At 71.3% G+C, this 18,069-nt stretch carries 16 protein-coding genes and 1 riboswitch; of the genes, 6 read left to right on the forward strand and 10 right to left on the reverse strand.

Translation table 11 applies throughout. From position 1 onward, the window contains the following. From GUI43_RS31215 to GUI43_RS31225, 3 genes are all read left to right on the forward strand, one after another. Positions 1 to 1,653: S8 family serine peptidase (locus GUI43_RS31215; RefSeq protein ID WP_146765976.1), on the forward strand; the 1,653-nt coding region annotated here is incomplete at its 5' end. Positions 1,654 to 1,723: 70 nt separating this feature from the next. After that, entirely contained in the window at positions 1,724 to 2,659 is a 936-nt protein-coding gene (locus GUI43_RS31220; RefSeq protein ID WP_112700408.1) for a GNAT family N-acetyltransferase, read from the forward strand. 78 nt (positions 2,660 to 2,737) lie between these two features. Beyond that, positions 2,738 to 2,986, forward strand: a complete 249-nt coding sequence (locus GUI43_RS31225) for a hypothetical protein (RefSeq protein ID WP_112589238.1) — start codon at positions 2,738 to 2,740, stop codon at positions 2,984 to 2,986. 56 nt (positions 2,987 to 3,042) lie between these two features. Here GUI43_RS31225 and groL read toward each other — a convergent pair whose 3' ends face one another. The 3 genes from groL to GUI43_RS31240 all read right to left on the reverse strand — a co-directional run bounded on the left by groL (position 3,043) and on the right by GUI43_RS31240 (position 6,408). Beyond that, the gene (gene groL / locus GUI43_RS31230; protein ID WP_030490078.1) at positions 3,043 to 4,665 is read right to left on the reverse strand and encodes a chaperonin GroEL; all 1,623 of its coding nucleotides are present in this window, start codon (positions 4,663 to 4,665) and stop codon (positions 3,043 to 3,045) included. 272 nt (positions 4,666 to 4,937) lie between these two features. Beyond that, entirely contained in the window at positions 4,938 to 6,110 is a 1,173-nt protein-coding gene (locus GUI43_RS31235; RefSeq protein ID WP_112700410.1) for a hypothetical protein, read from the reverse strand. 94 nt (positions 6,111 to 6,204) lie between these two features. Then, the gene (locus GUI43_RS31240; protein WP_091402914.1) at positions 6,205 to 6,408 is read right to left on the reverse strand and encodes a cold-shock protein; all 204 of its coding nucleotides are present in this window, start codon (positions 6,406 to 6,408) and stop codon (positions 6,205 to 6,207) included. Positions 6,409 to 6,732: 324 nt separating this feature from the next. Here GUI43_RS31240 and GUI43_RS31245 point away from each other — a divergent pair, with 324 nt between their 5' ends. After that, complete coding sequence (locus GUI43_RS31245; protein ID WP_112589242.1) at positions 6,733 to 7,263, forward strand: GNAT family N-acetyltransferase; 531 nt, start codon at positions 6,733 to 6,735, stop codon at positions 7,261 to 7,263. Between the two features lie 171 nt (positions 7,264 to 7,434). Here the strand turns inward: GUI43_RS31245 and paaN are convergent, their stop codons facing one another. From paaN to GUI43_RS31265, 4 genes are all read right to left on the reverse strand, one after another. Continuing rightward, a complete protein-coding gene (gene paaN / locus GUI43_RS31250) occupies positions 7,435 to 9,108 on the reverse strand; it encodes a phenylacetic acid degradation protein PaaN (RefSeq protein ID WP_181518376.1) in 1,674 nt (557 codons plus the stop codon). Positions 9,109 to 9,263: 155 nt separating this feature from the next. Then, positions 9,264 to 10,283 (reverse strand): GNAT family N-acetyltransferase, encoded by a 1,020-nt coding sequence (locus tag GUI43_RS31255; RefSeq protein ID WP_112700412.1) that lies wholly within the window; start codon positions 10,281 to 10,283, stop codon positions 9,264 to 9,266. A gap of 264 nt (positions 10,284 to 10,547) precedes the next feature. After that, positions 10,548 to 11,834 (reverse strand): threonine synthase, encoded by a 1,287-nt coding sequence (gene thrC, locus GUI43_RS31260; protein ID WP_112601086.1) that lies wholly within the window; start codon positions 11,832 to 11,834, stop codon positions 10,548 to 10,550. 10 nt (positions 11,835 to 11,844) lie between these two features. Then, positions 11,845 to 11,980, reverse strand: a riboswitch (SAM riboswitch). Positions 11,981 to 12,048: 68 nt separating this feature from the next. After that, a complete protein-coding gene (locus GUI43_RS31265) occupies positions 12,049 to 13,011 on the reverse strand; it encodes a DMT family transporter (RefSeq protein WP_112582931.1) in 963 nt (320 codons plus the stop codon). Between the two features lie 91 nt (positions 13,012 to 13,102). Here GUI43_RS31265 and GUI43_RS31270 point away from each other — a divergent pair, with 91 nt between their 5' ends. Then, positions 13,103 to 13,408 (forward strand): ArsR/SmtB family transcription factor, encoded by a 306-nt coding sequence (locus GUI43_RS31270; protein WP_112582930.1) that lies wholly within the window; start codon positions 13,103 to 13,105, stop codon positions 13,406 to 13,408. A 255-nt stretch (positions 13,409 to 13,663) separates the two neighbouring features. Here the strand turns inward: GUI43_RS31270 and GUI43_RS31275 are convergent, their stop codons facing one another. Then, positions 13,664 to 14,119, reverse strand: a complete 456-nt coding sequence (locus tag GUI43_RS31275; protein ID WP_112582929.1) for a DoxX family protein — start codon at positions 14,117 to 14,119, stop codon at positions 13,664 to 13,666. A gap of 268 nt (positions 14,120 to 14,387) precedes the next feature. Here GUI43_RS31275 and GUI43_RS31280 point away from each other — a divergent pair, with 268 nt between their 5' ends. After that, a complete protein-coding gene (locus tag GUI43_RS31280; protein ID WP_170158808.1) occupies positions 14,388 to 15,074 on the forward strand; it encodes a DUF4232 domain-containing protein in 687 nt (228 codons plus the stop codon). A gap of 9 nt (positions 15,075 to 15,083) precedes the next feature. Here the strand turns inward: GUI43_RS31280 and GUI43_RS31285 are convergent, their stop codons facing one another. Further along, positions 15,084 to 15,950 carry an ABC transporter permease gene (locus tag GUI43_RS31285; protein WP_112582927.1) on the reverse strand — a complete coding sequence of 289 codons (867 nt, stop codon included), beginning with the start codon at positions 15,948 to 15,950 and terminating at the stop codon, positions 15,084 to 15,086. After that, a partial coding sequence (locus GUI43_RS31290) for an ATP-binding cassette domain-containing protein (RefSeq protein WP_112700416.1) occupies positions 15,950 to 18,069 on the reverse strand: 2,120 nt, incomplete at its 5' end. The genes GUI43_RS31290 and GUI43_RS31285, both read right to left, overlap by 1 nt.

Here is an 18,069-nt window from a genome sequence, read left to right on the forward strand (position 1 = left end):
GCCGCCGACCCGGCCGCCGCCGACCCGGCCGCCGCCGACCCGACCGAGGCCATCCGCGCCGGCCGAACGGCGACCGGCTGGCTCGTGGGCCTGGCCGCGCTCGGCCCGCTGGCCTTCACCGACCCGGAGGAGATCAGCCTGCTGCTGGTCGGCACCCGGGACATCCCGTTCTGGGTGGCGGCCGCCGCCGGCGTCGGGCTCGCCGTCGCGGTAGTGGTCGCCATCGGGTACGCGGTGCTGCTCGCCCGGCCGACGGCACGCACCCCGAACAGGCGGGTCGCCGCGGTGGCGGCCGTGGTGCTGCTGGTGGCGTTCGGGGTGGTCGACCTCGGCCCCGGCCAGCCGGGCCTGTACGGCGAGCGACTGTTCGTGGTGCTGCGTACGCAGGCCAACCTGAGCGATCTTCCGACCGCCGTGCCGGGTCGAGCGGGACGGGACGCCCGCGCGGCGGAGGTCTACCGGCGGCTGGTGACGACCGCCGAGCAGAGCCAGAGCGACCTGCTCCGGGGGTTGAACCGGCTGCGCCTCGACCCGGTGTCGTACTACCTGGTCAACGCGGTCGAGGTGGACGGCGGCCCGGCGGTGCGGGCCTGGCTCGCCCGCCGACCGGAAGTGGCGCGGGTGCTGGTCAGCCAGCGCCTGCGGCCGCTGCCGGCCCCGGCCGGGCAGAACCGGGGCACCGCACCCAGGCCCACCGGCCCGGAGTGGAACATCCGCCAGATCGGCGCCGACCGGGTGTGGTCCCAACTCCGGGTCACCGGCACGGGCATCGTGGTCGGCAGCTCCGATTCGGGGGTGGACGGCACCCATCCGGCGCTACGAGCCGGGTTTCGTGGTGGGGACGACTCCTGGTACGACCCGTGGGACGACACCCGGAGCCCGACCGACCAGGGCGGGCACGGCACCCACACGGTGGGCAGCGCGGTCGGGCGGGACGGCATCGGGGTGGCACCGGACGCGCAGTGGGTGGGCTGCGTCAACCTGGACCGCAACCTGGGCAGCCCCGCGCACTACCTGGACTGTCTCCAGTTCATGTTGGCGCCCTTCCCTGCCGGCGGCGACCCGTTCACCGACGGCCGTCCGGAGCGCGCCCCCCAGGTGCTGACCAACTCGTGGGGCTGCCCGCCCATCGAGGGTTGCGACCAGCGCGTTCTGCGGCCGGCCACCGCCGCCCTCGACGCCGCCGGGATCTTCGTGGTCGCTGCGGCCGGTAACACCGGCCCGTGGTGCGCGTCGATCGACGATCCGCCCGCCCCGTACCCGGACGTGCTGACTGTGGGTGCGGTGGACTCTCAGCGGCGGGTCGCCGAGTTCTCCTCGCGGGGGCCGGTGCCGGGCGGCTCGGGTAAACCGGACGTGCTGGCACCGGGGGTGGGGGTGGTGTCGGCCATGCCGGGCGGCACGTACGCCGCGCTGGACGGCACGTCGATGGCGACCCCGCAGGTGGCCGGGGTGGTCGCTCTGATGTGGTCGGCGAACCCGGCGCTGGTCGGCGACGTGACCCGGACCCGACAGATCCTTCGGGACACCGCCACGTCGGCGACCCCTACCTACCGCTCCGACAGCCCCTCCGACGCCTGCGGTGGTCCGTCGAACGTCACCGGTGCCGGTCAGGTCGACGCCTACGCCGCCGTTCGCGCCGCCCAGCAATAGGCAGGTTTCCTTCCTGAAGCGCCGAGCCGGGGGTGCGCGCCCGACAGTCGGTGATCTAGGGTCGGCGACCATGGACGCCGAGATCACCGTCACCGAGCTGACCGCCGACCTGCTCCCCAGCGTCGTACAGCTCTGCCAGCAGGCTCTCGACCTGCCCGAGGACGCCGCCGAGGCGACTGCCATCGTGGACGTGCTCTGGACCCGGGCCACCGCCGACCGGCCGGTGGTCGGGCTGGGCGCGTACCGGGGCGCGGACCTGGTGGGGGTGCTGATCTGTTCGGCGTCGTCGACCGAGCCGGGGATCGGGCACGTGGATCTGGTGGCGGTCCCTGCGGATCAGCGGCGTCGGGGCATCGGCCGGGCGCTGCTCCAGCGGGCCGAGCGGGTGCTCGCCGAGCGCGGGGCGACCGAGGTGCTGCTGGCCGGAAACCCGCCGTACTACGCGTGGCCGGGGATCGACGTCCGCTACACGCCGGCGGTCTGCGCCGCCCTCGCGCTCGGCTACCAGCAGGACCGGACCGCCTGGAACATGACCGCGGACCTGTCGTACGACGGGTCGCCGGCACTACGGTCCACCGAGGCGACGGAGCGACGGCTGGCCGACCAGGGCGTCACCGTACGCCGGGCGGAGCCGGCTGACCTTCCGGCGCTGACCGCCTTCGCCCGGTCCACCTTCGGCGGGACGTGGGACGGCGAGCTGGCCGGGTCGGTGGGGCGCGCCGACGCCGGTTGCCACCTGGCGGAACGGGACGGCGAGGTGCTCGGCTTCGCCGCGTACGGGTCGTCCCGGCCGAGTTGGTTCGGGCCGATGGGCACCGCGCCGGCCGCGGAGGGGTCGGGCATCGGTGGGGTGCTGCTGCGGCGCTGCCTGCGCGACCAGAGGGCGGTAGGGCTGGATCGGGCACAGATCGGCTGGGTGGGACCGGTGCCGTTCTACTCAGGCAGCGCGGGAGCGCGGATCGAGCGGGTGTTCTTCCTGTACCGGCGAACCCTGTCCAGGGCATAACCGGGGCAAACAGGACATGGATCCATTCGCCCGCATCTGCCATCGACGCCCCCTACCGTTTCGGTAGAGGAGGCAGCCATGACCACGGATGACAACCAGACCGAGGACGGCACGCCGATCACCTGGAAACCGGTGGGCGAACTCCCCGGCCAACTGCCGTTCGACCGGCTCGACTACGGCGACGCCGAGCAACTGGCCGAGATGACCACCGACGGTGAGCCGTCGCTGGTCGAGGAACCGCAGGAGATGGTGGACGCGCCGATCCAACTGCCTCCGCCGTACAACCGGGCACAGAAGCGGCGCAACCAGCGCCCACTACCGACCTGACGACGAACGGGGCGGACCGCGTCAGCGGCCCGCCCCGTTCGGTGTCGGAACTGGACTCAGAAGTCCATGTCCCCGCCACCCGGGCCAGCCGGGGCAGCCGGGGTCTTCTCCGGCTTGTCCGCGACAACAGCCTCGGTGGTGAGGAAGAGCGCCGCGATGGAAGCGGCGTTCTGCAGCGCCGAGCGCGTCACCTTGGCCGGGTCGATGATGCCCGCGGCCAGCAGGTCGACGTACTCGCCGTTGGCGGCGTTCAGACCGTGACCCGCTTCGAGGTTACGGACCTTCTCCACCACGACGCCGCCCTCAAGGCCGGCGTTGACGGCGATCTGCCGCAGCGGGGCGTCGAGCGCGACCTTGACGATGTTCGCACCGGTCGCCTCGTCGCCGACCAGGTCGAGCTTGTCGAAGGCGGTCTTGCCGGCCTGGACCAGCGCGACGCCACCACCCGGGACGATGCCCTCCTCGACGGCGGCCTTCGCGTTGCGAACGGCGTCCTCGATGCGGTGCTTGCGCTCCTTGAGCTCGACCTCGGTGGCCGCGCCGACCTTGATCACCGCAACGCCGCCGGCCAGCTTGGCCAGCCGCTCCTGCAGCTTCTCCCGGTCGTAGTCGGAGTCGCTCTTGTCGATCTCGGCCCGGATCTGGTTGACCCGGCCCTGGATCTGCTCGGCGTCACCGGCACCGTCGACGATGGTGGTCTCGTCCTTGGTCACCACGACCTTGCGGGCGCGGCCCAGCATGTCGAGGCTGGCGGCGTCGAGCTTGAGGCCGACCTCCTCGCTGATGACCTGGCCACCGGCGAGGATGGCGATGTCGGTCAGCATGGCCTTACGGCGGTCACCGAAGCCCGGCGCCTTGACGGCGACCGACTTGAAGGTGCCACGGACCTTGTTGACGACCAGGGTGGCGAGGGCCTCGCCCTCCAGGTCCTCGGCGATGATCAGCAGCGGCTTGCCCGACTGCATGACCTTCTCCAGGATCGGGAGCAGGTCCTTCACCGACGAGATCTTGCTGTTGGCGATCAGGATGTACGGGTCGTCGAAGACGGCCTCCATACGCTCCGGGTCGGTCATGAAGTAGGCCGAGATGTAGCCCTTGTCGAAGCGCATACCCTCGGTGAGCTCCAGCTCGAGCCCGAAGGTGTTGCTCTCCTCGACGGTGATGACGCCTTCCTTGCCGACCTTGTCCATCGCCTCGGCGATGATCTCGCCGACGGTGCTGTCGCCAGCGGAGATGGAGGCGGTGGAGGCGATCTGCTCCTTGGTCTCGACGTCCTTGGCGAGCTTGGACAGCTCCTCCGAGACGCTCGCGACCGCGGCCTCGATGCCCCGCTTCAGGGCCATCGGGTTGGCGCCAGCGGCCACGTTGCGCAGGCCCTCGCGAACCAGGGCCTGGGCCAGGACGGTCGCCGTCGTCGTGCCGTCACCGGCAACGTCGTCGGTCTTCTTGGCGACCTCCTTGACCAGCTCAGCGCCGATCTTCTCGTACGGGTCCTCGAGCTCGATCTCCTTGGCGATGCTCACACCATCGTTGGTGATGGTGGGGGCACCCCACTTCTTCTCGAGCACGACGTTGCGGCCCTTGGGGCCGAGGGTCACCTTTACGGCGTCGGCGAGCTGGTTCATGCCCCGCTCGAGGCCGCGGCGCGCCTCTTCGTCGAACGCGATCATCTTGGCCATACGGCGTTGTCCTCCTGGACACTCACGGGCCACCCGAGATGTGTGCCCCGGATGGGCCGCCTGGTGTACGCACCTTGGGACGTCGCCACCTGGCGACGACGACGTCCTTCGGCCGGGCCGGATAGCCCGCGACGACCGGCCATGTGCCGCCCCGGCGTCTCCACGCCGGTGCAACCTGGCCCCACCGTCCCGACCATTGGCACTCACGGTATGCGAGTGCCAATGACTTGTTTAGCACTCTCCCCTGCCGAGTGCAAGCACGATGCCGCCGCTCAGCCGAGTTCCGCGGCCAGTCCAGCGGTGTTCACCGGCGCCTCATGGGCACGCTGCTCGGCGTACGTCACCAGCAGACCGATCATCTGAGCGAGGTGGGCCGGCAGGGCCAGCACGGCGGTGATCCCGATCACCACCACCGTCCCGGCGGCGGTACCCGCCGAGGAGAACGGGTCCGTTCCGAGCGCGGAGGTGCCGATCCCTTCCAGGCCACCGGGGATCAGGGTGCCGACGATCACCGCCACGGCCACCAGGGCCACCCGTCCGAGCAGCAGGCCGAGCCGGTCGTGGAACATCCGGAACGATCGACCGATCGGGTTGTGCCGTTCGAAGAGATAGACCGGGCCGGCCATGCTCAGCGCGAAGGCCAGGTAGATGCCCGGCAGCACGCAGAAACAGACACCGACGCCGATGAGCAGACTGACCAACAGGGTCCAGCCCCACAGCCCGAGGGCCCGACGCAGGCCGTAGCGCAGCGCGGACTCCAGGCTGGCCGGCTGACCGGCCGCCTGTTGGGTGATCACCCAGGTGCCGGCGGCCCACCCGACGGCCTGCACCAGCCCGACCACCAGGCTGCCGCCGACCAGCAGGACCAGGAGGCTCAGCAACTCGGCGGCGAAATTGTCCGGCAGCGCGGGGGTCGACGTCGATTCGGCCTGGGCGGCCCACTTCGCCGACGGGTCCAGCCCGAGGGAGACCACCGAGAGCACCGCCGCCGGCAGTACCTGGGTGAGCAGCATGATCGGCACCAACTGCCGCCAGCCCCGACGCAGTGCTCCCCCGCACCGGTTGAACCAGCCGCCGATGCCGGCACCGGGCGGCGTGACCAGGGCGTCGTTCGGGTCGAACCCGTAACCCGGCGGGTACCAGCCGACCGGCGGCCCCGGGTACCACGGCTGCCCGCCGTAGGGACCCGACCCGGGCGGGTAACCCCCGGTGGGCGGGAACGCCCAGCCCTGCGGCGGCGGGGCCGCACCCCAGGCACCCTGCGCGGGATCCCAGCCGGGCGGCGGACCGGCGGGGCCGGAGGGCGGGTCGGCCGGGGGCATGCCCGGCCCCCAGCCGGGGGGCGGACCGGCGTGGCCGGGGCTGCCGGCGGGCGAGGACGGATCGGACGGGTCCGGCTCCCCCGACCCGGGGGACGAGTTGGGCGGGGGCGGCTGGTCGCTCATGAACGCTCCTCACATCGGCTGGAACGGTTCACGATCTTCCCGGCTGCGCGCCAGTGCCGCAGCCCCGACTCACGGGGCCGATCGGCCAGGAAGCTCAGCCGATGACGCGTACGTGCTCCGCCTGTGGGCCCTTCTGACCCTGGGTGATCTCGAACTCGACCCGCTGACCGTCGTCCAGCGCCTTGTAACCGTCCATCTCGATCGCCGAGAAATGGACGAACACGTCCTGACCGCCGTCGACGGCGATGAAGCCGTAGCCCTTCTCGGCGTTGAACCACTTCACGGAGCCCTGTGCCACGGTGCACTTCCCTCACTCTGCGCGGCGTTGCCTGACTCGGCGCACGGCACGGCCGGGCGCCCCGGACCACCGACTCAGCGATCGATGACCGCCATTGAACCAGGTGACCGAAATCGCACGCTACACGAGGCGTGACGGCCGCGCACTGCCACAAATCAGACACACTTCGGGGCGTCCCGACCGCGCTGATCGGCCGGGTTCCCAAGCCACCGGATTCGCCCGCGTCATTGCGAATGGAGGGAGGGTCGCAGGGCGGGCCCGAGATGACGGCGATCGGGCCCAGCTCGCGAAACGCCATCCCTGCCCTGTGGTAGGCATGCGGACATGACCACCGACATGGGCTCGCCGGCCCTGCGGCTCGCGGAGATCCGCCGGGTCCGGCCGGAGGACGCCGCCCGGATGCGGGCGCTGCGCCTGGAGATGCTGGCCGACGCGCCGTTGGCCTTCCTGGAGACCCTGGCGGACGCGGCGGCCCGCCCGCACAACGAGTTCGCCGCCCGGATCGCGTACACCTCGGCGGGTGCCGGTAACGCGCAGTTCGTCGCCGATCCGGGCGGTCGGCTGGTGGGGCACGCCGGTGGTACGACCCACCCGAACGAACCGGGACTGACCGTGATCTACGCCGTGTACGTCACGCCGGCCTGGCGCGGCAGTGGCCTGCTCGGTGAGCTGATCGACGGGGTGGCCGCCTGGTCGCGAGCCTGCGGCCGACCGGAGCTGCTGCTGGAGGTGGTGGTCGGCAACGACCGCGCCTACCGCGCCTACCAGCGCCTGGGCTTCAAGGACACCGGGGTACGAGTCCCCCACCCGAACATCCCGGCCCTGAACGAGCTACAGATGCGCCGACCCGCCTAGAACAGAGAACCATCCCAAGGCAGAACCACTCTGATGCCCCCAAAAAGCCGGCAGCGACGCCATGAGCGTGCCCAGGAACGGGTTTCCGGGGCAGCCCGACCCGCGCAGGGATCAAGCCTGACCGCCCGGAGCGGGTCGGGCTGCCCCGGAAACCCCCACCGCAGCTAAAGATCAGACATGACGCCGAGACTGCACGATCCGGAACCGGTTCGCCACGTAAGCCCCGTCGGTCAGCGCCGAGTTGGCCGCCGCGTTGGCCCCACTGCCGTGGAAGTCGGAGAACGCCGCCGACTGGTTGACGAAGACACCGCCGGTGAGGTTGCAGGACAGGTGCACCCCGACCTCGACCGCCACCACCTCGGTGGCGTCCAGCACGGCCTCGTCGGTCGAGTAGACCCCGGCGGTGAGCGCGCCCTTCTCACCGACCGTCCGGCGCAGCAGCTCCAGGCTGTGCGTGGTGGAGTCGGTAGCGATGGCGAACGAGATCGGCCCGAACCACTCCCGGCCGTACGTCTCCGCGTCGTCAGCGGTCAGCTTCACGATCGTCGGGGTACGTACCACCGCGTCGGCGTACGACGGGTGGGCCACGGCCCGCGACTCCAGCACCGGCTCGCCGACCTTGGTCACCTCGGCCAGCCGCTCCAGCACCCCGTCGTTGACGATGGCGCCGGTCAGCTCCACACCTCGGGCCGGGTCGGCGGTGAGCTTGCCGACCGCTGCGGCGATCCCGCCGGCCACCTCGTCGAAGCTCTTGTGCCCCTGGTCGGTCTCGATGCCCCCGGCCGGGATGAGGATGTTCTGTGAGGTGGTGCACATCTGCCCGCTGTAGAGGGTCAGCGTGAACCCGAGGTTGCGGCACATGCCGACGAAGTCGTCGGTGGAGTCGATGACGACGGTGTTGAGGCCGGCCTTCTCGGTGTAAACCGATGCCTGCCGCGCGTGGGTCTCCAGCCAGTCGCCGTACTCGGTGGAGCCGGTGAAGTCGACGATCCGGATGGCCTGGTGCAGGGCCAGGTCGCTGGCGAGCTTCTCACCGGGCGCCTCGGCCGCCAGCATGATCAGGTTCGGGTCGAACCCGGCCTCGGCGAGCACCTCCCGGGCGTACTTCACTGTGATGGCCAGCGGCAGCACCGCGCGCGGGTGCGGCTTGACGATCACCGGGTTGCCGGTGACCAGCGAGGCGAACAGCCCGGGGTACGAGTTCCAGGTCGGGAAGGTGTTGCAGCCGATCACCAGCGCCACCCCACGCGGCACCACGTGGAACGTCTTGGTCATCCGCAGCGGGTCACCCTTGCCGGCGGCCTTCTCCCAGCCCGCCGTACCCGGGTGCCGGGTCATCTCGGCGTACGCGTACGCCAGCGCTTCCAGCGCCCGGTCCAGCGCGTGCGCGCCACCGGCCTGGAAGGCCATCACGAACGCCTGCCCGCTGGTGAACTGCACCGCGTTGGCCAGCTCGAAGATGTGCTTGTGCAGCCGGTCGAGGATCTCCAGGCAGACGCCCACCCGGGCCTGCGGGCCGGCGTCGCGCCATGCCGGCAGCGCGGCGGAGGCGGCGCTCACCAGCTCACCGGGGCCGGCGTGCGGGTAACGCACCGCCAACTCCACGCCGAAGGGGCTCGTCTCGGTGGCGACCCGAACGCCGGAGCCGGGCTGGTCGAGCGGGAAGTCACCGCCGAGGTACGCCTCGAAGGCGGCCTTACCGTCGGCGGCGGCGGTCTCGCCGTACACCCGGGGGCTGGGGGATTCGGGATAGGCGGACCAGTAGCCCCGCTCCGTGATCGCGGTCAGCGCACGGTTGAGGGTTTCGGCGTGCCTGTCGTACAGGGGATGCGGGGTCTCCGTCATGCCCGCCATCATGCCTGAGTCCGGTCCGCGAGCAGTAGCGCGAATGCCCGACAGCGGCTCATGCCGCAGTCGAGTTCCCGAGCAGAAGCGCCAATGGCCGACGGCACGGGGTTGCTCGCGACGGCAGCGGGTAACCGCAGGCCTCCGGCCAGGGCTCAGAGGGTGAGCTGCCAGTCGGTCCAGGAGTCCACCGGGCGGAAGCCGAGCTGTTCGTTGATCGCCACCATGTAGCTGTTGCTGGCGGCGTTGACGGTGTCGATGCTCCGCACCGCCGGCTCGTGGGTGAGCAGGTGGTGCAGGTTCTCCGCCTTGGCGATGAGGCCGAGCCGGTGCCCACGGTGTGCGGGGTCGACGATGGTGATCTGCTGGAACGCGTGCCAGTCGGCGGAGGCACCAACCTCCAGCAGCGTCCAGGCGACCAGCCGGCCGGACGCCTCGTGTCGCATCCCGAGGTGGTACCGCCGGCGGCCCTTGGCCTCCAGGGCCCGATCGGTGCCGCGGATGCGCTCGGCGTCCACCTGCTCCGGCTCCCACTGCATGTCACCAAGGGGCGCGTCCATCATCAGCCGGCCGTCAAGGTAGGCGATGTCCGTCAGATACTCCTCCGGGGTGGCGCCCTGCCAGCACACCGATCGGTACCCCTCGGCCCGGGGCTGGGCCTCGACGAGTGCCGCGCGGAGCGCGACCCGGTCGATCTCGGCGATCTCCAGCCGGCGACGCACCTCGACCAACGCGGCCTGGGCTCCGGTCGACGCGGCGAACGCAGCGCCCGCCACGTTCCGGGCCGGCCCGTCGGGCAACGCGGAGACGGTCAGTCCGACGACCCGCTTGCGGCCGTGCTCGCGCAGCAGCCGTACGCCGTACTCGTGCAGTGCCCGACCGACGCCCCGGCGCCGCAGCTCCGGACGCACCTTCAGCTCGACGGTGGCGTTGTCGGTGTTGTCGAGCTGCGGCAGGTCCAGTTGCAGGAAGCCGGCCGGGACACCGTCCAGTCGGGCCAGCGCCCAGAGCGTCCGGGTGCCGGGCAACGGCGTGTGGAACAGCGCGTCGAAGCGGCGCCGGCAGAAGGGCGGTAGGTCCGGCAGATCGGCGTCGTTGACCGCCACCCCGATCCGGTACGCCTCGTCGACGGAAGTCCGGTCGGCGCCGTCGAACGACGCGATGGTGATGCTCATGCCGGTGAGCCTGCACCGTACAAAAGCGATCGGGCCAGCGAATTACTCGCTGGCCCGATCGAACGTGGTCGGGAGGGACACTCGCACAACGCCTCCGGCGTTGGGTCGCAAGAACTTCAAAAGTCTTCGGCGAAATGCCCTCCCGCACGGAGCATCTTGCGCCGTCCGGTTCCTGTCGTCAAGTCCGTAGCGGCGGGTTTTCCACACTCACAGCGAAAACCCAGTTACCGACTGATCGACTCGGCCCCGGTCCGAGCGAGCCCGTCAGCCGAGGAGGCCGGCGTCGCGGGCGGCGCGCAGCGAGGGCTTGATGTGGTGGGTCGGCCCGACCTGGCCGGCCACCGCGTCGATGGTCTTCAGACCCTCGCCGGTGTTGAAAACGACGGTCTCGGCCGTCGGGTCGAGCCGACCGGACTCGACCAGCTTGCGCAGCACGGCCACGGTGACCCCACCCGCGGTTTCGGCGAAGACCCCGGTGGTACGGGCCAGATCGCGAATGCCAGCGCGAATCTCGTCGTCGTCGGCGTACTCCATCCAGCCGCCGGTGCGGCGGACCGCCTCCAGGGCGTAGAGGCCGGCCGCCGGGTCGCCGATGTTGAGCGACTTGGCGATGCCGGTGGGCTTGACCGGAACGATCGTGTCGGTCTCGGCGTGCAGGGCGACGGCGATCGGGTTGCAGCCGGCGGACTGCGCGCCGAAGACCTTCCAGCCGTCGGCGGGCGCCTCGACCAGGCCGACCTCCACCAGCTCGGAGAACGCTTTGTCAATCTTGGTGAGCAGCTCGCCGCTGGCCATCGGGATGACCACCTGCGCCGGAATCCGCCAGCCGAGCTGCTCGGCCACCTCGTAGCCGAGGGTCTTGGAGCCCTCCGCGTAGTACGGCCGGACGTTCACGTTGACGAACGCGGTGTCCTCGAATTCGTCGGTCTCCACCAGCTCGCCGCAGAGCCGGTTGACATCGTCGTACGAGCCGTCGATGGCGACCAGTTCGCCGCCGTAGACGGCGGTGGTGATGACCTTGCCCTGCTCCAGGTCGCTGGGGATGAAGACCACCGAGGGCACCCCGGCGCGGGCGGCGTGGGCGGCCACCGAGTTGGCCAGGTTGCCGGTCGACGCGCAGGCGAACCGGCTGAAGCCGAGCGCCTTGGCGGCGGTGAGCGCCACCGAGACGACCCGGTCCTTGAACGAGTGGGTGGGGTTGGCGCTGTCGTCCTTGACCCAGAGCGGCGCGGTGATGCCCAGCTCGGCGGCGAGGTGCGGGGCCGCCACCAGTGGGGTCAGCCCCGGGTCGAGGGTGACCCGGCTGGCCGGGTCCTGACCGGCGGGGAGCAGGGCGGCGTACCGCCAGATGTTGTTCGGGCCGGCCTCGATCTGCTCGCGGGTGACGGTGGCCAGCGCGGCGGCGTCGTAATCGACTTCCAGCGGGCCGAAACACTCGTAACAGGCGTGCTGGGCGGCGAGCGGGTAGCGGGCCGAACAGGCACGGCAGACCAGGGCGCGGGCGGGGCTGGCAGAGGTGTCGATGCCGGAGGCGACGAGCGTCGACGTCATGTCGAGAGTCCTCTCATCTTTCCCCGCATCGCACGGTGCGGCGGGGACGGAATTGGCACCTGCCCCGCGGATCGCTCAGCGGTGAGCGCGCAGGGTGGTTGCCGGGGCGTCGTCGGGCCGTATCCCTCAGCCCCTCTGGATGAGGTATTCAGTTGTGCCGTCGAGTCTAGGACAACGCTGTCGGTCGTTGCTACCGCAGATCCCAGCTACTGGGTCAGCGGGCGCTCACCGCCACCGGGTCGGTCACCGCGATCGGATCCGTCACCGCGCTCGGCCGGGGCAGTGCGGCGGGCCGGGGCCGGGCGGCGAGGTTCGCGGCGATCAGGGCGGCGATCGTGATGGCGGCCCCGACCAGTTCGACGGGCTCCGGGCGGTAGCCGCGGGCGATCTGCACCGCGAAGGTGGTCACCGGGACCAGGTTCATGAACAGCGCGGCGTTGGCGGCACCGAGTCGCTGCACGCCGGTGTTCCAGGCCAGGACCGCGATCACGGCACCCACCAGCACTGCGTACGCCAGTTGCGGGGCGACCGCCACGAGGTCGGCGGCGGCCGGCGCGTGCTGCCAGCCGACGGCGTCGGCGCCGATGCTCAGGACGAGCATCGCGGCCGTGCCGGCGAGCGCGGTCAGTGTGGTGAAGCGCAGCGGCGACCACTCGCCGAACCGGCTGGCGCCGTGGGTGTAGATGCCCCAGCCCAGCACCGCGCCGATCATCATGAGCCCGCCGAGGCCGAACTGGCCGAGCCCGGCCAGACTGCCCCGCGTGATCACCAGACCGACGCCGAGGAGCGCCACCAGGGAGAGGGCCAGCAGCAACGGCTTCGGGCGTACGCCGTCGCGGGCCCAGCGGACCAGCTGGGTGATCACCGGAGTGGTGGCCACGAAGAGGGAGATCTGCTGCGGGGCGGCGTGTTCGAGCGCCAGGTTGGTGAGCAGGTTGAAGCCGGCGAAGCCGACCACTCCGAGCACCACCACCTCCAGCGCCCGGCCACCGTGCCGGAGCGCTCCGGCACCCTCGCGGAGCAGCAGGATGGCGACCAGGACGACGGCGGCCAGCAGGTAGCGCGCGGTGGTCAGGTTGAGCGGGTCGACCCGGTCGAGCGCGCTGGCCAGGATCGGGAACATCACGCCCCAGCCGAGCACGGCGACCAGTGGGTACGCGGTGGCGCGGGATCGCATCGGCAACTCCAATGTTCGAGTATCGTCGAACCAACGACACCGACCATAGGGCGTCGTTCGATAGTTGTCGAACAAGGGTTACACTGGTCACATGGAGCCGCACGAGCCCGACCTGACCGCCGTACCGGTCACCAGCGTGCTGGCCGCACTCGCCGACGACGTGCGGCTACAGATCGTCCGGGCGCTCGCCGAGGGCGGCGAGTCCGCCTGCGGCAGTTTCGACTTCGGCGTCTCCAAGGCGACCCGTAGCCACCACCTCAAGGTGCTGCGCGAGGCGGGGCTGACCCGGACCCGGGCCGCCGGCACCAGCCGACTGGTCCGGCTCCGCCGGGACGAGCTGGACAAGCTCTACCCCGGCCTGCTGGACGCGATCCTCACCCAGCGCCCGCCGGCCTGACCCCGCCTCACCCCCGCTCCACGGCCGCAGTCCGCGTGGCGGTACCAGCCGGTCTGCCGGCGGCACGTCATCCTCGGCTGGGACCTGCCACCGACGCTCGCTTTGGAGCTGAATCGTCTACGACATCAGCGAAGAGGTAACGCCGCGACCGGGAGTGGCGACCGGCCCCGGGCCCGGGCGCATCGGCCGGCCCTGACCGGACGCGCCGCCGAAGCCGCCTCGTCGAGGCTTCGGCGGCGCGTGGTTCGGGTGTGGTCAGACGGACACCGCGTCGGGCTCGGCCGCCGAAGCCGATGCCGAAGGAGTGTCGGTGCGACGCCGGGCGCGCAGCGTGTCGAGTGCCCAGGCACCCGGGCCGAGAGCCGCGACCAGCAGGAACGCCCAGCAGAAGAGCGCCGCCCGCTCGCCTCCGTTGTGCAGCGGCAGCAGAGCATTCGGCTGGTGCACCACGAAGTAGGCGTACGCCATCGAGCCGGAGGCGAGCAGCGCGGCGGGTCGGGCGAAGAGCCCGACCAGCACCAGTACGCCGCAGACCAGTTGGATCAGGGCGGCCCACCAGCCCGGCCAGGTGCCGAGGGGTACCGCCTTGCCGGTCATCGGGTTGCCGCCGAACAACCCGAATACCGAGGACAGGCCGTGCAACGTGAACAGCAGGCCGATCACGATGCGGAACAGGGACAGGGTCGGCCCGCCGAGCCGAGAGACGTTCATGGCACCTCCATCGAGGAGTGTGAATGGGTCTCGTTGATCCTGAGGCATGCATGCATCGAAAGTCATAAGTTCCTTGCTGGTGGGATAATCCCTCGTGAAAACGGTGTGAACGAGGACGCCCGCGCCCTCCCCCGGTGATGTCGCAAACGATTCAGCTCCAAAGGCGCACCAGGAGACGTCCCCCACCAGCTCGCGTGGCAGCGCAGGAAGAGCCGGCGAGGCCGGGGCCGGGCGTCGACGTACTGCGCAAGTGGGCGAGGATCAACGGATGATCTCCCGCGACACCGCAGCACTGCGACGCATCACCGCGACGGTCGCGACGACTCTCGTGCTCGGCGGCTGCACTCTCGACCATCGCGGCCAGTCCGGAGATCCGAGCCAGCCACCCCCCGGTTCGAGGGCGCAAGCAGGCCCGACCGCCAGCACCGAGACGCCGGCCGAGTGCCCGACGAGCGGCGTTCGGATCCGGTCGACCGGCGGGGACGCCGCGATGGGTCTGCGCGCCCTCGGCCTGGAGCTGGTCAACTGCGGCGAGCACCCCTACCAGCTCAACGGGTACCCGGTGCTGCACGTGTTCGACGAAGCGCGCGAGCCGATCATGCTGCGGGTGGTCAACGGTGCCAAGGAGATCACCTCAGGCTTCGACCAGCCACCCCGGCAGGTCATCCTCGCCGCCGGGGAGCGGGCCACCGCAGTGGTGCTCTGGCGCAACCTGGTCACCGACTCGACAGTGGTGGCCACCAACGGCGAGTTCCTGACGGTGGCACCCGCCGCCGGGCAGCCGGCCGACGAGGTCGACCCGGACGGGCCGATCGACCTCGGCAACACCGGCCGGATCGGCGTCAGCGCCTGGAAGAAGGCCGACCCGTCCACGCCGGTGCCGACCCGGCCGGCCCCACCGCCGGCGCCGAGCGCGGTGCCGTCGTCGGTGAGCCCGCCCGACAGCCGGCTGTGAGCCGACCCGCTACGACGTGATGTCCTTGCGGGTGAAGCGCCAGAACGCCAACCCCCAGAACAGCGTCGCGTAGCTGATCGCCGAGATGCAGCCGCGCACCACATCGTCGGTCTGCACCGGAGTCGACAGCAGACCCAGCCAGGCGGTGCTGAAGTGGGTGGGCAGGAAGTCGCGCAGCGCTCCCAGGGCGGTGATCTGGTCCAGGATGCTGGACAGGATCCAGAGCAGAACCGCACCACCCACAGCGCCCAGCGCGGCGTCCGTGATCACCGACAGCAGGAACGCCAGGCCTGCCACCACCAGCAGTACGACCGCCAGGTAGCCCAGCACGGCCAGCAACCGGAGCAACCCCTCGGTGGGTTCCAGCTCGGCGGCGACAGTGCTGCGCAGCGGCGACCAGCCATAGCGCAGGGTGCCGGCCAGCAACGCGGTGCCGGCCAACAGCAGCAGGGCCAGTCCCGAGTACGCGAGCGCGACCACCAGCTTCACCGTCAACAACCGCGCCCGGGGCACCGGGATCGCCAGCAGATACCGCAGGCTGCCCCAGCTCGCCTCACTGGCCACCGTGTCACCGCAGAACAGCGCGACGACCACCACCAGCAGGAACGACGCCGACACGAAGATCGAGAACAGGGTGAAGTTGAGCCCGCCCGAGGTGGCCAGCTCGACCAGGCTGGCGAACTCGTTGCGACCGTTGTCGTCGTCGCCGCCCGAGTCGAACTGGAACGCGATCAGGATGATCAGCGGCAGCAACACCATGAACCCGAGCGCCAACTGGGTCCGCCGCCGGGACGCCTGCCGACGGAACTCCGCCACGAACGGCATGGTGGCCGACGGCCGGTAGCCACGGGCCTCACCCGCGTCAGTAACAACCATCACCGGTCACCGCTTCCCCGAGAGTTCTCGCCCACCAGGGCGAGGAACGCGTCCTCCAGGCGCCGCCGAGGCACCACCCGGTCCACCCCGATGCCGGCGCGCACCAGCTCCGCCACCACCTCGCTGCGGGCCGTGCCGTTGGTGTCGACCACCAGTTGGCCGTCACTCTCCGGCAACACGCGGACCCCGTGCAGCCGGTCCAGCACCGCCCGCGCCGCCGACGGGTCGGTGACGTCGAAGAGCACGCTCGGCGACTCGCCCACGATCTCCTCCACCGGCCCGGACGCCACGATCCGGCCCTTGTTCACCACCACCGCGTGCGTGCACGTCTGCTCCACCTCGGCCAGCAGGTGACTGGAGACCAGCACCGCCCGGCCGTCCGTGGCGTACCGCTGGAGCACCCGGCGCATCTCGGCGATCTGCGGCGGGTCCAGCCCGTCGGTCGGCTCGTCCAACACCAGCAGTTCGGGGAGACCGAGCATGGCCTGGGCGATGGCGAGCCGCTGGCGCATCCCGTGGCTGTAGTTCTTGATCCTCCGGTGCACCGAGTCGCCCAACCCGGCGATCTCCAGCGCCGCGTCGAACTGTGCGTCCTCCCACGGCCGCCCGGTGGCCCGCCAGTACGCCTTCAGGTTGTCCAGACCCGACAGGTGCGGCAGGAAGCCCGGCCCCTCCACCAGCGCCCCGATCCGGGACAGCACCGGCGAGCCGGGCACCAGCCGGCGACCGAAGACGTAGATCTCCCCGGCGGTCGGCTGGGTCAGCCCCATCAGCACCCGCAGGGTGGTGGTCTTGCCGGCACCGTTCGGCCCGAGCAGACCCACGACCTGACCGGGGTGCACCTCGAAGTCCACGTTCGACACCGCGACGAAGCCGTCCGCGTACTCCTTGCGCAGTGCGCGCACTGCCAGCGGGGTGTCCGCGTACTCCGGGTGCACCGACCGGTCCTGGCGGCGGTGCCGGCGGCGGACCAGGGCGACGACCACGACGAGCCCGATCACGATGGCGGCGAGCAGGCCGGCGAGCACCCAGCGCCAGATCGTCGCCGCGGTGGGGATCGGCTCACCGCTGACCGTGGGCAGGCTGACCGCACCGTCCGCGGCCACCGTGTAGACGGTCGGCGCGGCCGGCGTGGTGTACGCCTGGTCGGAGGTGGCCACCACCAGCCGCAGCCGGTGCCCGGCCTCGACCCGACGGACGATCCCGGGCAGCGTCACGGTGACCGGGCGGGCGTCCTGCACCTGCTGCGGTAGGCCGGTGAGCCGGATCGGGGCGACCAGGCCGTTCGGCAGGGTGGCCGCCCCGTCCGGGTCGACGTCGTAGAGCTTGACGAAGAGCACGGCCTCGCCGGTCGGCGACGCTGCCCGCACTGTGACGGTGGGCGCACCGGCCACGTCCACGGCCTCGGTCAGCGGGGTGGACTCGAACTGGGCGTGCTGGCCGGGCACGTCACCGGCCACGCCGTCCAGCAGCGAGGCGAGCCCGCCGGCGAACGGGATCGAGGAGATGGCGGCCGGGTTGCCGTTCGGCGGGTTCGCGATCGGCTGCGCCGGGCCGGCGACCGTCACCTCCCGGCGGGCGTTGCCGGTGAGGCCGGGGTAGTCGGCGCGGCGGAAACCCGTGGCGACGAGACCCCGGTCGAGCGCGTCGAAGCCGGCGATCCGCGACCAGGTGAAGTCGTCGCCGGGCGCGTCGCCCTCGCCCTTGACGTAGTGGTCGAGCCACTGGACGGTCAGGAACTTCACCCGGTCGGAGTCCGAGCGGGGTCCACTGCCACCGTCGTGCCCGCCGGTGAACCAGGCGACCCGTACCGGGGTGCCGGTGGCGGCGATGCCGCGCGCGTTCGCGTCCGCCTCACCGAGCGGGAAGAGGGTGTCCGCCTCTCCCTGGACCAACAGGGTGGGGGCCTTGATCCGGTCCAGCACACCGGCTGGGCTGGAGCGGCGCAGCAGGTCCACGGCGGCCTCGTCGGCGCGGCCGGTGGTGGCGATCCGGAGGTACGCGGCGCAGACGTCGGCGGCGAACCGGCCGCAGGACGGGTCGGCGGCACCGGCCGGAGCGCCACCGGGACCGGTGCCGGGGCCGGCACCCGGCCCGGGGCTGGGCGGGCCGGCCGACG

Source organism: Micromonospora noduli (genome assembly GCF_003264365.1).
GTDB classification, from domain to species: domain Bacteria; phylum Actinomycetota; class Actinomycetes; order Mycobacteriales; family Micromonosporaceae; genus Micromonospora; species Micromonospora noduli.

Excerpts from the sequence above, each read along its gene's own strand:
- GUI43_RS31220 (WP_112700408.1), top strand. The coding sequence starts at position 1,724 with ATGGACGCCGAGATCACCGTCACCGAGCTGACCGCCGACCTGCTCCCC.
- groL (WP_030490078.1), bottom strand. The coding sequence starts at position 4,665 with ATGGCCAAGATGATCGCGTTCGACGAAGAGGCGCGCCGCGGCCTCGAG.
- GUI43_RS31280 (WP_170158808.1), top strand. The coding sequence starts at position 14,388 with ATGATCTCCCGCGACACCGCAGCACTGCGACGCATCACCGCGACGGTC.
- GUI43_RS31245 (WP_112589242.1), top strand. The coding sequence starts at position 6,733 with ATGACCACCGACATGGGCTCGCCGGCCCTGCGGCTCGCGGAGATCCGC.
- paaN (WP_181518376.1), bottom strand. The coding sequence starts at position 9,108 with ATGACGGAGACCCCGCATCCCCTGTACGACAGGCACGCCGAAACCCTC.
- GUI43_RS31235 (WP_112700410.1), bottom strand. The coding sequence starts at position 6,110 with ATGAGCGACCAGCCGCCCCCGCCCAACTCGTCCCCCGGGTCGGGGGAG.
- GUI43_RS31255 (WP_112700412.1), bottom strand. The coding sequence starts at position 10,283 with ATGAGCATCACCATCGCGTCGTTCGACGGCGCCGACCGGACTTCCGTC.
- GUI43_RS31270 (WP_112582930.1), top strand. The coding sequence starts at position 13,103 with ATGGAGCCGCACGAGCCCGACCTGACCGCCGTACCGGTCACCAGCGTG.
- GUI43_RS31275 (WP_112582929.1), bottom strand. The coding sequence starts at position 14,119 with ATGAACGTCTCTCGGCTCGGCGGGCCGACCCTGTCCCTGTTCCGCATC.
- thrC (WP_112601086.1), bottom strand. The coding sequence starts at position 11,834 with ATGACGTCGACGCTCGTCGCCTCCGGCATCGACACCTCTGCCAGCCCC.
- GUI43_RS31285 (WP_112582927.1), bottom strand. The coding sequence starts at position 15,950 with ATGGTTGTTACTGACGCGGGTGAGGCCCGTGGCTACCGGCCGTCGGCC.
- GUI43_RS31265 (WP_112582931.1), bottom strand. The coding sequence starts at position 13,011 with ATGCGATCCCGCGCCACCGCGTACCCACTGGTCGCCGTGCTCGGCTGG.
- GUI43_RS31225 (WP_112589238.1), top strand. The coding sequence starts at position 2,738 with ATGACCACGGATGACAACCAGACCGAGGACGGCACGCCGATCACCTGG.